Origin of the sequence: Streptococcus milleri, from assembly GCF_900636525.1 — a bacterium.
Taxonomy (GTDB): domain Bacteria; phylum Bacillota; class Bacilli; order Lactobacillales; family Streptococcaceae; genus Streptococcus; species Streptococcus hominis.
In genome coordinates this window covers 1,476,538-1,492,121 of sequence record NZ_LR134288.1, presented here as the reverse complement: position 1 = coordinate 1,492,121, position 15,584 = coordinate 1,476,538, and the positions used below count along the sequence as shown (strand labels likewise).

Below are 15,584 nucleotides of genomic sequence, written 5' to 3'. Positions count from 1 at the left end.
CTCTTTTGAGAAAGGGGGTGTTTTGTAATGTCTAAGGATTTTATTGAACGCCCACGTCAAAACGAGAAAGATGGAGCAATTGCTTATGTGCAGAATCTTCTAAAACAAGCCCGTGAGGATAGACGAAATGAAGATGTTGACAAGCTGGAAAATCTAGTTCGTTTGCTCAATACTAAGAAGTATGGTCTCGTTTGGGAGGAGCATACTGAATTGGTTGAGGAGGAAATGAAGACAAAAATTCCTGTCTTTGTTGAGAACGGGACAAAGAAAATTGTGGGTAATCCTGAATCAGAGGATTTTAACTTCCTTTTGGAAGGAGATAATCTTCATAGTCTACAGCTTTTGAAGAAAACTCATACAGGAAAAATTGACGTTATCTATATTGATCCACCTTACAATACAGGAGCAAAAAATTGGAAATATAATAACAATTACATTGATTCTAAGGACTCATATAAACACAGTAAATGGATTTCAATGATGAAGAGTAGGTTGGACTGTGCAAGACATTTACTAAAAGATGATGGCGTTTTAGTTTGTGCAATTGATGAAAATGAAGTTGCAACATTAAAACTGTTACTTGAAGAAGTTTTTGGGAATGAATTTATTGTTGATATTGTAACAATTATTCAAAATCCAAGAGGAATTCAAGGAAATAATTTTTCATATACTAATGAATTTGCCTTATTTGTTTATAAAAAAAATTATAAAGTCATTTTTGAAAGAGAAGTAGACGAAAATGATATAGATTGGTCTCCGTTAAGAAACTGGGGAAGTGAGTCACTAAGAACTGATGCAAAAAACTGTTTTTACGGAATTAAGATAAAAGATGAAAAAATTATAGGTTTTGAAGATGTATTAGATGATGATGAGCATCCTACAAAAAATAAGTATCTTGAGGATGGGACTATTATTGTATATCCTATTGACAACTCTGGAATAGAAAGAAAATGGAGGTATGCAAGGCAGACTGTTGAAAGTATTTGGGATATTTTACGTGCAACATGTAAGAAAAATGTTTGGGATATAGAAATTGGTAAACCATATGCACCCTATAAAACTGTATGGTTTGATAAAAAATATGATGCAAATGAGTATGGTACTCAAATAATTAATAGCATGGTTCCACATAATGATTTTGATTTTCCAAAGTCACTATGGAATGTATATGAATGTTTGTATGCAACTACAAAGGAAAAAGAAAATGCTGTAATATTAGATTTCTTTGCTGGCTCTGGAACAACTGGTCATGCAGTTGAAATGCTCAATAAATTATATGGTGGTAATAGAAGATATATTCTGGCTACTAATAATGCTATTGGAGAAAAGAAGGAACGGGAATTTAAAAAGAAATTTGGATCTCCAGAAGAGAATAAACATGAATACTCAAAATACGAGGAAGAATTTGGAATTTGCTCTTCTATAACATACCCTAGACTAAAAGCAGTTTCAGATGGATATATACATAAAAAAGATTTTAAAGAAATTTTATTTGAGAAAAAGCTAACACAAAGTCTATTTAAAAAGTTTGATTTGCTCAAAGCAGAGGTTGATACGATTGTCGAGACAATGGAGGGAAAATACGATTCTGTAAAAACTGTTTTTGAAGATGCAAGTATCAAAGTAATAGGTATTAACAAAAAAGGAAAACCAATTGAAGGGATTCCTCACAATATTAAATATTTTAAGACCAGTTTTGTGGATAAAGAAGAGTTTCCTGATGTTACTCTTGAGTATGAGTTGCTTAACTATGTAACACCTCTTGTTGAGTTGGAGTTTGGAGTTGATATTTCAAATCCAAAAGTACAGGTAATATTATCGGAAGACCAATTAGACGAGATGGATGAGTCTGATTTTGTTGAAAATTCTACTATTTTCTTCCATCCTGAAATTTTCTTTGACGTGAAACAGGAAAGAATTCTTCGTGAGAAAAAAATTACGAAACAAGAAATTCCACATTATTACTTTGGAAAGGATATTTGGTCATGATTGAATTAAAACGATTCCAGCAAAAGCTGGTTGATAAACTCTTGAAATTTACAGCTCCTGAATATGCTGTTGATGAAATGGTGATTAAATCGCCAACGGGGTCAGGTAAGACCATTACCCTTCTGGATTGGGTAAATACTTATATTGAGAGTACATATGATAATGTTGCTTTTGTTTGGTTTACACCTGGATCGGGGGAATTAGAGGAGCAGAGTCAGGACAAAGCAAAGAATTTTTCGTCAATCAAAGCCCAGTCACTTTCTGATGCATTAAATCAAGGATTTGAACAAGGCACAGCAACCTTTATCAACTATGAATCGGTAGTAGGTAAAAATAAAAAGGCTATGATGACAGATACTGAACGGGATAACCTAAAAGATAAGATAGAAAAGGCGTTTGAAGCAAACCGACATTTTATCCTTATCATTGATGAGGCCCATAGCAATGATACGGATAATGCTAGAGAGATTATCACGCTCTTTAAGGCAGATAAAACCGTAAAGGTTTCTGCTACTATCGAAGACCCCAATATACCCGATAAGGTAGAATTTTATGAGGTCAGTGAGGAAGAGGTTATTGCATCAGGTTTGATTACAAAATCGGTAGTAGTCAATGAAGGGATTGAAAACTATCTTGATGAGAGTCGGGAAATTAGTAAAGAATTTGAACTTCTCTTTGAAAGTGCCGAACAGAAACGTAAAGAGATTGTTCAGAGTTATGCTGAGCATGATGTAACAGGAATCAATCCATTGGTGTTGGTTCAGTTACCTGATAAATCAGATTCAGAACCCGAGTTAGTAAGTCGTATTGAAACCTATATCCAAGAAAAACTTCATAAAACTTATGAAGATGGAAAACTTGGTATTTGGTTGGCAGACCAGAAACGAAACTATCTCAATGTGCAAGAACTTGATAATGAAGTGGAGTACCTCATAATAAAGCAGGCGATTGCAACGGGTTGGGATGCCCCGCGAGCTAAGATTCTGATTAAGATTCGTGAAAATATGGGTGAAGCTTTTACTATTCAAACTATTGGTCGTATACGTAGGATGCCTGAACCTTTCAAAGGTCATTATGATGTCGATGTATTGGATAATGCTTATCTTTATACCTTTGATGGGGATTTCTTGAATGGTGCATTTACTCAAAAAGGAGTTGGAGCACCTACGCCACTTCTGAATCGAAAAGATATAGCCAAAGATTTCCATTTAATCAGCGAGCGAGTGCTTGATTTGCATGAAGGACAAAATGAAAAAGCTATCCGTGAAAATCTCTATCAAGGTCTGGTTCGTGAATGGAATCTAACAGAAGATGTTGAATCGAATAAGCAAAAATTAGAAAATCAAGGACTTCAATTTGGAAGTTCCATTATCAACACTTATAAACAAGGTCGTTTTGATACGTTGGAACACTCTGACCGCCTTCAAGATAGAGAAAGACGTGTAGAAGCAGACTATCGTGCTAATCGCCTTGACTTGCTTCATGCTTACCATGAACTTGACCGAGTTACTCACTTGAAAGTAAGTCAGGTTGAAGCTCTTCTGAAACGCTTCTTCATGGATGATAAACGACCAAATAAGCAAAAACTTTTGAAGTTGGAAGCTAGTGAATGGACAGCCTTTATCTTGAATAATTGGCGTGCTCTGCGTGAAGTCTTTAGACAAGCTGATATTCAGCCAACCATCAGTATGGGACTTGTAGTACCTCAGGAGAATGATTTCTACATTCCAATGACAGAACGTTATTCTTATAATCCAAAGTTGGAACATGTAGATACAACAACCAATGTCTATGCAGGTTATACCAATAGCGTTATCAAGGGAAGTGAAGTTGAGCGACTTTTTGAAGATTATATTGAATCACACGAAGATGCTGTTGAGTTTGTCTATAAGAACGGTGATAAAGGAAGTCAATATTTTTCAATTGTCTATTATACAGCCAGCTCTTCCCATCATTTCTATCCTGACTATATTGTCAAAATGAAGAATGGCGATGTCTATATTGTAGAAACCAAGGGTGGAGAAAGTGCTAAAGGTCAAGATAAGAATATTGACGAGTATGCACCGTTGAAATACGAAGCCTTGAAAGCTTATCTTGAGAAATATAATTTAAAAGGGGCATTTATCCGTGATATTTCGGGCACTCTTCGCTATTTGAATGAAGGAGCATGGAAAGATGATATGACAGATTGGCATTCCATTGATGAGCTATTTGGATTTTAGGAGGAAACTTGATTTCTTTTAGCAAATATATAAAAAAAACATTCTATAATGAAATTTATGACGCAAGTGAGAAATATTTCCTAGGCAATCTTGAAGAGCTAGGTATTACCTATGATTATGACGATGAAGTAGAAGTTACAGATGTAGACTTCAAGTATGTTTATGCTGGACATCGTGGAGATGGCGAAATTGATATAGATATTTTGACAGATGTCTATGCAGTAGTAACTGAACGTACGAATCATTATGAGAATACCATCGAAAAGAATCGTTGGCTTCGTGTATCTGCTATTGGAAAGCCTGATGCAGGAATCAAAAATTTTAAAATTGTAAAAGTTGATACCTATGAGAGGGGGACGTATAGTACCTTTAAATATGCTCTCTCTGATAAACTTGTTCCATTTATTTGGAAGGATGATTTGGATAAGGTGGCAGAAGCAATTTTGAATAAATATGACCGAAATGCCTTGCTGACACCGACAAGAGTTGAACCTGATTATATTGTTCAACAAATGGGGCTTCAGTTAAAGTATGCTTCCATTACGGAGGATACTTCAATTTTTGGTCAAATCTATTTTCAAGATAATCCTGAAAAGGGTATCTCTGCGGGAACAGTAGTTATTGATGAAAAGCTTCCTCAGATACGAAATCTTGGAGTTGTGAGAAATACGATTCTTCATGAATGTGTTCACTGGGAATTGCATCGTTATGCTTTAGAATTGGCAAGAGCTGAGGAAGAGGAACTTTCTGTTCTATCTACAACAAATGACATTAAGGACGAAGAAGCTTCTGATATGATTGGTTGGATGGAATGGCACGCTGAATCAATTGCACCCAAAATCTTGATGCCTAAAGAGATGTTTATTCAAGAAGCAAGGAGTAGACAGCAACGGTTACTAGAGTTGAGTCAAACCCAAGATATTCTTGATATTCTTGAAAAATGGATTGATGAATTAGCTCAGTTTTTCGGAGTTTCTCGTCTATCTGCTAAAGTTCGCTTGGCAGAATGTGGTTTTGAAGAGGTGAAAGGTGCATTTATTTATATAGATGACGCCTATGTTCCAACTCATACATGGAAGCAGGGAAATTTAGAGGATAATCAAACTTTTTCAGTAAATCTGATTCAGCTTGGTCTTCAATTATTATCTCAGCCAGTCTTGAAAGAGCGTGTTGAGAAAGGTGAATTACTCTATGTAGAATCCCACCTCTGTATCAATGATGCCAAGTATCTTTCATATGATATTGCAGGAACTCCATTCCTAACGCCTTATGCAAGGCATCATATGGATGAATGTTGTATTGTCTTTGAAATTTCGTCAAGCACTCGAACAGGTCGCTCTACTTCTTTAACCTTGTTACTCAATCGTGATGCAGATTCTGATATTCAATTTACGATTAGTTATCCGAAGGATAAGAATAATTGGCTCGAACAAGTTGATGTTCACATTGATGATACACTGGAAATTATGTTAAAGCTTAGTGGGATGAATAGTTTTGCTCCTGCATTAGTAGAAGTGATGAAATGGCGAGATGTTCGAAATCAGGAACTGGCTGATGAAACCAATCTCGGATTGAAGGCTATTTCCAACTTGAGGAATGGAAGGACTGAACCCAAACTTGAAACGGTGATTGCCATTTGTATTGGTATGAAATTACCACCAAGTATCAGTAAAATGCTAGTTGAACTATCAGGAAGAACACTTCGTGTAGGAAATCAGCAAGAAATGTTGTATGAGTTCATTCTTAATTGCACAGCAAGCTGGGATGTGAATATGTGTAATACACTATTGGTCAATAAAGGCTTCAAAGAGCTTGTTCCTGATAGAAGTGGCTTATAAAATAAATTAGAAAATCCTTACATTATGGTAGCACAAAGTAAATATTTGCAGACTCTTATCAAAGATGTTATGGATAACTCTGATTCCAATGACTGGGACTTAGCAGTCAAAGAGTGGGAGATTTCAGATGTAGAAGAGGATGAACTATTAGAAGAATCATGTATATGTGGTAAAGAACATCTTCGTTATCTTTTTACAATTGAAAATCAATTGAATGGTAATGTACTTTATCCTATTGGTAGTTCTTGCATTAAGAAGTTTGAGCGTGATGATTTGAAATATGAAGTGGATGTCAAAGAACAATTATTTAAGTTGTTACACGCAGTAGAAGATAATGAATTTCTTCAATTATCATCAGAATTTTTCAGTCGTAAATTATTGTGTTATTTATTTGAAGTTGGAGCATTTAAAGCAACGAAATGGAATAACTTTGAACCAGAAAAAGATTATGAATTCATGATTGATATGTTCAATAAACGTAATCGAACTGAGAATCAAAATAAAAAAGCCGTGGCTATTATTCTGACATCAATAAAACCATTTCTACAAGAAGAATTAGCTCATAAGGCAAAAAAATAGATAAAGGCAGGTGCGAACCTGCCTTTTGGATTCTTCTGCTCAATCGGAAAGACTACGCTTTTCCGACAGTTTAGAGGAATAAAATTTGATGAAGTGACTAGTCTATTTTATGGTGTTAATTGGTGTTAATGCTATCCATTTTTATGGATTTTAAAGGGTTTGGGAGAAGCATTCTTCCTATTAAATGTTGATATAAAGGGATTTGTTTGGTGCTGCTCTCCGTAAAAAATTAAAGTTTTGTTCTCAAAACGTTAAGAACTAGCTACAATACAGTATTTACAACACTTCATGGTTCACACCATGAGGTGCTTTTTTTGCGATTTTTAGTAAAAAAAGCACCACTTTTCACACCAAATTCACACGATTATTTATTTTAGGGTTCGGTAGGCGATTTCTCCAACGTCCATTGGAACGATGGTAGAGGTGTTGATGTAGTTTTTAGTTATGCAGTTGTATTTATGAAGTTTTACCATAGTGCTTCCTATTTTAACCATTATTTTTACGCTAATGTTTGTCATCATCAGTTATATAAGTAGTAAATTGTAGTCTGATGATTACTTTAAAAGTAGATAAATCATTTCTTTCTTTGCTGAATTCTAAATTATATGAAAGTCAGAGCACTGTTTAAATGTTGCTGTTACAAACCAAGGAAAAAGAGATACAAAAATAGCCTTTACAAATATATTGATTGTATGGGCTATTCTGTCAAAAATTACCAGCTAGGAAAAATAGCTATATTCTAAAAGCTCGATTTTTCGGGCTCTTTTTTCTAGTCTATATGATCATCTTCGTCTAGTGAGATGTATTGGTCAAGAGAAGAATGAATAAGGGTTAAAAATTTTTCTTTGAAGATTTGTGGCGGAATTGGCTTTTCTTGGGTGAGCCACACTTCAATGTTGGCAATCACATAATGTACTAATAGAGAGATGATAAAGTCATCTGGTAAATCAACAAGTGATTGATTCGGTTTGATATTTTCAAGTGCCCATTTTGTGTAAATCTTTTTTAAATAATTGGTCCAATAAGGGTCCGTTGAGCTAGAATACAGCATTTTTAGCCATTTTCGATTTTCATAAAGAATAGGGAAAATATTATCTGCAATGAAAAGAAAGGGGTCTTTATTTGTTAGTGTATTGTATTCTAAAAAAGCCTCATAAACAGGTTTATCAATGTTCTCATGAATTGATTCGATAATATCGTCAACATTATGGAAATGATGTTTATAAATTGCTTGGCGTGAAATGCCAGCTTTCTTGGCGAGGTCACTCATTGAGAGATTGACTTCAGCAGGATTTTGCATTTCCAAGTCATAGAAAGCATCCAAAATCTTTTGTTGATTACCTTTTACCATATAAAACAACTCCTCTCTCTTTTTAGTATAATGAAAATGAAGAAAGAATTCAATTTAAAGCATAAAAATGGCTGTCAGAAAATTTGAGGTGCTTTCTATGTAATTAAAACAGTTCAATTTTTAATAGGGACTTGCTGATTTTTATGAAAAAATAAAATACCAAGCATCTGATGTCTTCTATTTATAAAAACAAACTTCCTCGAACATTAACTCCGAGGAAGTTTTGAGTTAGAAAAGAGAATTTTTATTCTTCTTTTTTCTTTAAGTGGAGCAAATAACCGCTGACAAGAATGAACATGCTAGCAATAACCAAGCTACTTTGATTTTCTTTGCTTCCTGTTTGCGGAAGTTGAGCTTTTCGAGTAGCATTCACAATTTGAGGTTGAGGAGTGTAGCGTAGGGTTGTAGCTTGACCAGCCTGAGGTTTTTGATTGATGATTTCAACAACTTCAGTAGAAGGTTTTTGTTCTTTCTCAAGATCTTTCAGTTGAGCTAATTGACTGCCAAAGATAGCATTGGATACCCAACGGTAGAAATGAATTGTATGAAGACGATTTGTTGGATTACCAGCATAGATAAAGAGTGGTTGTTCTTTGTAGTTACCAGAAATAGCTACAATTTTATTGGCTAGCTGTTCATTACCAGGCCACCAACCAGCGATATAATAATCACTGCCAGCAATTGAAGCTAATGTCTTGAAATTTGCAGGTACTTTAGCAATCCAATTTCCAGAGTTAGAATAGAAGAGATCATTCTTATTGTAACCACTAGTCAACGGATCTTTGTCATCAATGATCGCTTTCATCAAGCCTTCATAATCACCACCATTTTTGAGTTGTTCTGCGTCAAAGCCGTCAACCACACCGAGTTCTTCAAGGCGTTGCATAGCAGTTCCGCCTACTACAATAGTTGGCTTCAGACCAAGGAGGGACTTGTCAAAGTTGTCACTTTCTAAAACAATCACATCAGCTTCTTCAGGGGTATTGACAATGTCAAATCCTAAATTCTTCAAAGCAAGAGCGGTATGAGCAGGAGTATCCACACCAGCCCAATAGTATTGATGAGGCGGTGCATAAACTTTTAGAGCTTTTAAGGTTTGCCCTTGAGGAGTTTTATAAAGGGCATCTCCATAGATTGCATAGTTTTTCAGCAGGTTGGCAAAAGTAGGTGTATCCACGATGTAGCCATCGTCTGTCAAATAAACTTTCTTACCGTCTCGGATTGCACGATTGACAGCGCGAACGGCACTTTCTGAAGTATTGGCAATGACATAATATGGTGCTTTGTGGTCAATTTCGCTAGTCCGAGTAGCACGAAGAGCAGTTACTTTACCGAGTTTACCGTCAAAGAGTTTTTCTTTAAAGACTGCTACTGCTTTGAATCCCCTCATATCCGGGAAATTAACCAGCAATTCTGCATACATAGCAGCCCAAGCAGATTCGTTGGAGCCCTTGTAGAGGATATGGTTGGCATAGCCACGTTTAGCTTGTGCCATGTCAACAACCAAATCACCCTTCTTATAACTGCCAGTGTCTTCCTTCAATTCTTGAATGACAACACCATTTCTCTTGAAGTATTCAATCATATTGAAAGCTTGTTGAGAGTCATTGGATTTGTCAAGTTCCATTGGAATGACATAGTAATCAGGGAAGAATTTCTTTTGTCCATGTTTGATACGACCGACTACTTTACCGTCTGGTCCAACTAATTCATTTTCAGCTTTTGGATCTTCAACCTTGTTGATGCCACGGAGATAGAAGTTGAGGCGCATTTCCATGAGTTTATCAGGATCTTGGGACAGGTAAGAGATACCTCCAAGGACAGCGTGATAACCAGCTTTATAGGATTCTTGATTGCCCTCAGGGATTTCAACGGTATGTCCTAATATTCCGTGGTACATAGCATAGACACCAGTGTAGCCAGAGAAAGAGTCATCCCAGCCATCGCCCCAGTCTAACTTCGGAATGATGTAGTGATCATACTTGGAATTGGTAACACCAGCCCGGCCCATGTGGTGGGCATTTTCCAACATATTTTTTGACAAAAGGTCATATTCAAAGTTTGGATCATGCGGTGGAGTAGCTGGCTCAATCAGGAAGTCCTTGACAAAACCGTGGATGTCGTAAAGTGCAATTGGATTCCATTTGTTGATGAGTCCAGCAACAGTCCGGGTTTCTGGGTTGGCCTGATAGCTAGTATCGCGGTTTGGATCGATTCCGTTAGCTAGGGCACGGGTATTGGCAACATCTCCGTCAGGATTTTCTGTGAAATCAAAGAGGAAAATAAATTTCTTGAGAAGGTCTTTAACGGAGAGGGTTACAATTTTTTGTGTTCCATCTGCTCGAGTTGTTTTAAAGCTGATCTGGTCTTGGGTTGCAAATGTATTGAACAAGCCGGTAATGATATCGATAGCAGGTTGCTCATCAGCATGTGTATTGTTGATGAGAATAGGAAGTTTGTAGTCTAATTTGCCGTCTTTGAGGGCAGCTAACATTTCAGCAGGTTTGGTTAGCGCCATTTTATTGGTTGAGTTTAGGTAATCATCAATGCTTTTTTGATCAGAACTGATAATGCCTAACTTAATTTTCCGTCCTTGAGCGCTGGTACCAATGTCTTCAATTTGAACAAGGCGGTCATTTTTAGCTTCTTGTCGACTTTTTTCGATAGCAGCTAACATTTCTTCGTGAGTATGGAAGTTTTCATATGGTCGGAAAACAAGTGTTTTTCGAATCGTCAGACCGGATTCTTCATCTGTTCCAACGAGCTCATGATTTCCGATGAATTGCCGATAGGTTCTGCGGATATTGTTTGGTGTCCGAAGACTTAAGTCATTTCCAAATAATTCATTGAATTTGAGAGAAAGTTTGAGGTCAGAGCCATTGGTTGTTTCCTCAATGGTGACAAAGGAATCTCCTGAAAAGTCTCCTTTTTCCATATTCCAAGTTTTCCATTCAGCGATTGACTTATTATCTAATTTCCAAGTCACCTTGCCAGCAGCGGCTCCTTGTTCCTGTACAGTCTCAGTAATGGTAGCTTTTTCAGACATATGGACTGTACTATCAGCTAATTGAACCTTCTTTTCTTCTGTTCCAGCTGCTCGTGTTTCTGGTTTTGCAGGTGTTGCAGGAGTCACTGTTTCGGATTCGTTTGTAGTAGAAGTCGAATTGTCTATTGAAGGAGCACTTTCTGATTTCTGTGCTTCTTCTTGATTGGTTGTTGTAGGAAGCTGAGCTTCAGCTGATGAAGAATCTGGCGTTGCCGTTGCTTCTGTTGCGTTTGTTTCTGTACTTGACTTTTCGGCAGGGACTACCGTTTCTGTCTTGTTAGCAATAGGCTGTGTCTCTGTGCTATCTTGCGTATCGGCAGCAGCAGTTCCTTGCGTTAAAACTGCAACAAGAACGGCAGCCGACAAGCTGAGAACATTTGTGTACAACCGTTTCTTATATGAATTTTTCATAAGAAACCTCCTTTATGAAATTGAGGGCACCCAAAATAACGAAAATAGCTCTTAGTTATTCTCTGTTATTTTTCTCCCCTTATTATTTGAAGTATACAAAGATAGTATACCAGAAAGTGTAAACGGTTTTAATCAAAAGTGTAGACAAAAAATAGAAATGTATCAAAATAAATAGATATGTAATGAATTTTGGCAGGAATTGAATAGCAGAAAATCCCAAAGCACACACTAAAGACTATCAAAGAATAAACTTCACCTCGAAAGTCTGACAATGTTCTAATGAAGAAGGTTAGAAGAAGGTTAGAAGAAGGTTAGAGGTAAGACTTTTGCAACTGAAATATTCTTTGCCCCTGATAGCAAGGAAATCTTTCAAGATAAGTAGTTAAAGATTATACATTTTAAAAAGAATGAAGAAAAAGTAGATTGTCTTTGTATCGATTTCTGGGAGCGAGTAGGAAATTTGACGATGGGGAAATTGTCTTAAAAGTGGTATGATACCATATATATTAAAGATTTTAGGAAGGTGGGATATTATGAGAAATTCACTATGTGAAAAAATAGTATGGTATGACTCTCGGTTTTAGAGTTGACAGCAATCAATAAAGAAGTAATAGTGAAGTGGCGTAAATAAATTAGAATTTGTGGGAGGAATCATAGTGAATGAATTTAACGAATATGTACGTGAATGTTTTTCTACAGTTGGTGATATTACCATAAAATCCATGATGGGCGGATACCTTGTATATTTTAATGGTAAGCTGATAGGTGACATTTGTAATAATGAACTGTTTTTAAAGAGAACGCCGACATCGGACAGACTTCTTGCAGATTCAGAACTGCGTTATCCGTATGAAGGGTCAAAGACTCTGATGCACGTATTCGACAAATTTGAGGATGCGAATTTGATTGTAGGATTACTGGGAGGAATGTATACGGAACTGCCCGAGAAGAAACCTAAGAAAGCCAAATGAGATTGACAAACTTCAGTTTGTTGAAATTAAATAATTAAATAAAAACAATAATATAGCAAATTACAAAACAGTAAATCAAAAAAATGGTTTACTATTTTTCTTGCTCAAAATGGGAATGAGGTCAAAAGAAAAAGCATCAATAAATCAAAAAGATACTTGACAAAACGCTTTAGGACAGAGCAAACCAGTTTTCGGGTAGCCTGTCCGACCCTCGGATGAAGTGAACGAGTTTTCGTTCAGCCCGTTGACCGAGATGACGAGCTTATCTTCGCCGAGTATCACGACAAGGCCAACCAGCTTTTGAAGAAGGCCAGCAGGCAACCAAGATTTTGATTGACCAGATTGAGGGGCGTCATCAAGAAGAAAAACAACAAGTGCTGGATTGTAGTATTCATTGGAAAGAATCAACAATCAATTGATAACGATTAAGCAGAGCTTAAGGGCAAAAGTCGTATTTTTCTCTTTCGGTTTATGCAAATTTCCTTTACTTATGCTACAATAGGAAAAAGGATGTTGATTGGAGTAAAAAAATGAAAGCGATTATTACGGTTGTTGGCAAAGATAGAACGGGGATTGTGGCAGGAGTTTCGAGCAAAATTGCAGAGCTTGGGTTGAATATTGATGACATTTCGCAGACTGTTTTAGATGAATTCTTCACTATGATGGCAGTCGTTTCTAGTGAAGAAAAGAAAGATTTTACAGAACTGCGCAATGAATTTGAAGCCTTTGGCAATACACTTAATGTCAAAATTAACATTCAAAGTGCAGCGATTTTTGACGCTATGTACAATATCTAATAGAGGTGAAAAATGGATATAAAGCAAGTTACTGAAACCATTTCCATGATTGAGGAGCAGAATTTTGATATTCGGACGATTACCATGGGGATTTCACTTCTCGACTGTATTGATACGGATATTGAGCGAGCAGCGGAAAAAATCTATCAAAAAATCACCATGAAAGCTAAAGATTTGGTGGCAGTTGGTGATGAAATAGCTGCGGAGCTGGGCATTCCCATTGTCAACAAACGTGTATCGGTGACCCCAATTGCCTTGATCGGTGCTGCGACAGATAGTGATGACTATGTGCTTCTAGCAAAAGCGCTGGATCGAGCAGCAAAAGAAATCGGTGTCGATTTTATCGGTGGCTTTTCAGCCTTGGTGCAAAAGGGCTATCAAAAAGGAGATGAAATCCTCATCCGTTCCATTCCACGAGCTTTAGCGGAAACTGACAAGGTTTGTTCATCTGTTAATATTGGCTCCACCAAGTCTGGGATTAACATGACGGCGGTTGCAGATATGGGACGTGTTATCAAAGAAACTGCAGAACTTTCTGACATGGGGGCAGCGAAACTGGTTGTCTTTGCTAATGCGGTCGAGGATAATCCTTTTATGGCTGGGGCCTTTCATGGCGTTGGCGAAGCTGATGTTGTCATCAATGTTGGCGTTTCTGGTCCTGGTGTTGTCAAGCGTGCGCTGGAAAAAGTCCGCGGCGAAAGTTTTGATGTAGTGGCGGAAACAGTCAAGAAAACAGCTTTTAAAATCACTCGGATCGGTCAATTGGTCGGTCAAATGGCTTCAGAGCGCCTAGGTGTGAAATTTGGAATTGTTGATTTAAGTTTGGCACCAACGCCAGCTGTTGGGGATTCTGTTGCCCGCGTTCTGGAAGAAATGGGCTTGGAAACAGTCGGTACGCATGGCACAACCGCCGCTCTGGCTTTGCTCAATGATCAAGTCAAAAAAGGTGGCGTCATGGCTTGCAATCAGGTTGGTGGTCTATCAGGTGCCTTTATTCCTGTATCAGAGGATGAAGGTATGATAGCAGCGGTTCAAAACGGTTCCCTCAATTTAGAAAAATTAGAGGCCATGACCGCAATTTGCTCGGTTGGATTGGATATGATTGCCATTCCAGCAGACACGCCTTCTGAAACCATTGCAGCTATGATTGCCGATGAAGCCGCTATCGGTGTTATCAATCAAAAGACAACAGCGGTGCGGATTATTCCTAAAGGAAAAGAAGGGGACATGATTGAATTTGGCGGTCTTTTAGGGACGGCACCAGTGATGAGAGTCAATAAAGCTTCATCAGCTGATTTTATCGCGCGTGGTGGACAAATTCCAGCACCGATTCATAGTTTTAAAAATTAAAATGAGAGTGGGACAGAAATCAGTAGTTTCGTAGAAACTTGATTTCATCGTCCCACCTCCGCACGGTTGAGTAGGGCTGTAAAAGTTGATTTATCAACGTATTAGAGTCCACTCAGCCACTGCGTCTTATAATTATGACTATATAAGCAAAGGAAGCTGAGCACTTTTGTCCCAGCTTCTTCTTTTGAAAAGGAGATTGAAATGGCAAAAACGAAATTATACATTATTCGTCATGGAAAAACGATGTTTAATACAATTGGTCGGGCGCAAGGTTGGAGTGATACGCCGCTTACGGCTGAAGGGGAACGTGGCATCCATGAATTAGGAATTGGTTTGCGAGAATCAGGACTTACATTTACAAGAGCTTTTTCCAGCGATTCTGGGCGGACAATTCAGACCATGGGGATTGTCCTTGAAGAGCTCGGTTTAACAGGCAAAATTCCTTATACCTTTGACAAGCGAATCCGCGAATGGTGTTTTGGCAGTTTCGACGGTGCTTATGGTGGCGATCTGTTTCATGGCGTGATTCCACGAGTGCTGGATGTTGAAGACTATAAGAAACTAACCTTGCAGGAATTAGCAGACGGTCTAGTCGAAGTGGATACAGCTGGCTGGGCAGAACCTTGGGAAAAGCTGAGTGGACGTATTCTAGATGGTTTCACAGCTATTGCGCAAGAGGTAGAAGCTGCTGGTGGGGGCAATGCTCTTGTCGTCAGTCACAGCATGACAATCGGTGCTTTTACTTGTTTGATTGATCCGTCTATTATTTTAAATCCTGGCGTACAAAATGGCAGTGTAACGGTCGTGGAGTATGAAAATGGGAAATTCACCATTCAGGCATTAGGAGACATGTCTTATCGCCAAGTAGGTGCTAAGATATTGGAAGGACAGAAATAATCGCAAAAACGGGAATGTGAGAAAAGTTAATTTTCACGAATTGTGGCTTTCATCTCACTCCTGATTTTTCTTTCATCTCTCAAACGACTTTCTGCAAAAAAATGATATAATATAGTAAGAAAAACGGAGGTAA

Annotated in this window: 10 protein-coding genes and 1 pseudogene; 9 read left to right on the top strand and 2 right to left on the bottom strand. The window is 37.6% G+C overall.

Annotated features, from left to right (window positions below):
- Positions 1-27 precede the first annotated feature (27 nt).
- Genes EL087_RS07305 through EL087_RS07290 form a run of 4 tightly spaced genes read left to right on the top strand, consistent with a single transcriptional unit; the run spans position 28 to position 6,628 of the window.
- A complete protein-coding gene (locus EL087_RS07305; protein WP_126407750.1) occupies positions 28-1,989 on the top strand; it encodes a site-specific DNA-methyltransferase in 1,962 nt (653 codons plus the stop codon).
- Positions 1,986-4,211 (top strand): DEAD/DEAH box helicase, encoded by a 2,226-nt coding sequence (locus EL087_RS07300; protein WP_126407748.1) that lies wholly within the window; start codon positions 1,986-1,988, stop codon positions 4,209-4,211. Before EL087_RS07305 ends, EL087_RS07300 begins: the two co-directional genes overlap by 4 nt.
- Positions 4,212-4,219: 8 nt before the next feature.
- The gene (locus tag EL087_RS07295; protein WP_126407747.1) at positions 4,220-6,049 is read left to right on the top strand and encodes an XRE family transcriptional regulator; all 1,830 of its coding nucleotides are present in this window, start codon (positions 4,220-4,222) and stop codon (positions 6,047-6,049) included.
- Positions 6,050-6,073: 24 nt separating this feature from the next.
- Positions 6,074-6,628, top strand: coding sequence for a hypothetical protein (locus EL087_RS07290; RefSeq protein ID WP_126407745.1), 555 nt, complete (start codon positions 6,074-6,076; stop codon positions 6,626-6,628).
- A gap of 769 nt (positions 6,629-7,397) precedes the next feature.
- Here EL087_RS07290 and EL087_RS07280 read toward each other — a convergent pair.
- Positions 7,398-7,979: a TetR/AcrR family transcriptional regulator gene (locus EL087_RS07280; RefSeq protein WP_126407743.1), complete on the bottom strand. Its 582-nt coding sequence runs from the start codon at positions 7,977-7,979 to the stop codon at positions 7,398-7,400.
- A 244-nt stretch (positions 7,980-8,223) separates the two neighbouring features.
- Complete coding sequence (locus tag EL087_RS07275; RefSeq protein WP_126407742.1) at positions 8,224-11,436, bottom strand: LPXTG-anchored zinc carboxypeptidase; 3,213 nt, start codon at positions 11,434-11,436, stop codon at positions 8,224-8,226.
- A gap of 656 nt (positions 11,437-12,092) precedes the next feature.
- Between EL087_RS07275 and EL087_RS07270 the strand changes: the two genes are divergently transcribed.
- The 5 genes and pseudogenes from EL087_RS07270 to EL087_RS07250 all read left to right on the top strand — a co-directional run bounded on the left by EL087_RS07270 (position 12,093) and on the right by EL087_RS07250 (position 15,451).
- On the top strand, positions 12,093-12,407 hold the full coding sequence (locus EL087_RS07270; protein WP_022525154.1) for a TfoX/Sxy family protein: 315 nt from the start codon (positions 12,093-12,095) through the stop codon (positions 12,405-12,407).
- Positions 12,408-12,654: 247 nt separating this feature from the next.
- Positions 12,655-12,826 (top strand): annotated as a pseudogene (locus tag EL087_RS07265) (substrate-binding domain-containing protein); the annotation flags it as partial.
- A 111-nt stretch (positions 12,827-12,937) separates the two neighbouring features.
- The gene (locus tag EL087_RS07260; protein WP_003026213.1) at positions 12,938-13,204 is read left to right on the top strand and encodes an ACT domain-containing protein; all 267 of its coding nucleotides are present in this window, start codon (positions 12,938-12,940) and stop codon (positions 13,202-13,204) included.
- 12 nt (positions 13,205-13,216) lie between these two features.
- The gene (locus tag EL087_RS07255; RefSeq protein WP_126407740.1) at positions 13,217-14,554 is read left to right on the top strand and encodes a PFL family protein; all 1,338 of its coding nucleotides are present in this window, start codon (positions 13,217-13,219) and stop codon (positions 14,552-14,554) included.
- A gap of 201 nt (positions 14,555-14,755) precedes the next feature.
- Complete coding sequence (locus tag EL087_RS07250; RefSeq protein WP_004224131.1) at positions 14,756-15,451, top strand: histidine phosphatase family protein; 696 nt, start codon at positions 14,756-14,758, stop codon at positions 15,449-15,451.
- The last annotated feature ends 133 nt before the right edge of the window (positions 15,452-15,584 follow it).

Excerpts from the sequence above, each read along its gene's own strand:
- EL087_RS07275 (WP_126407742.1), bottom strand. The coding sequence starts at position 11,436 with ATGAAAAATTCATATAAGAAACGGTTGTACACAAATGTTCTCAGCTTG.
- EL087_RS07255 (WP_126407740.1), top strand. The coding sequence starts at position 13,217 with ATGGATATAAAGCAAGTTACTGAAACCATTTCCATGATTGAGGAGCAG.
- EL087_RS07290 (WP_126407745.1), top strand. The coding sequence starts at position 6,074 with ATGGTAGCACAAAGTAAATATTTGCAGACTCTTATCAAAGATGTTATG.
- EL087_RS07300 (WP_126407748.1), top strand. The coding sequence starts at position 1,986 with ATGATTGAATTAAAACGATTCCAGCAAAAGCTGGTTGATAAACTCTTG.
- EL087_RS07280 (WP_126407743.1), bottom strand. The coding sequence starts at position 7,979 with ATGGTAAAAGGTAATCAACAAAAGATTTTGGATGCTTTCTATGACTTG.
- EL087_RS07260 (WP_003026213.1), top strand. The coding sequence starts at position 12,938 with ATGAAAGCGATTATTACGGTTGTTGGCAAAGATAGAACGGGGATTGTG.
- EL087_RS07305 (WP_126407750.1), top strand. The coding sequence starts at position 28 with ATGTCTAAGGATTTTATTGAACGCCCACGTCAAAACGAGAAAGATGGA.
- EL087_RS07250 (WP_004224131.1), top strand. The coding sequence starts at position 14,756 with ATGGCAAAAACGAAATTATACATTATTCGTCATGGAAAAACGATGTTT.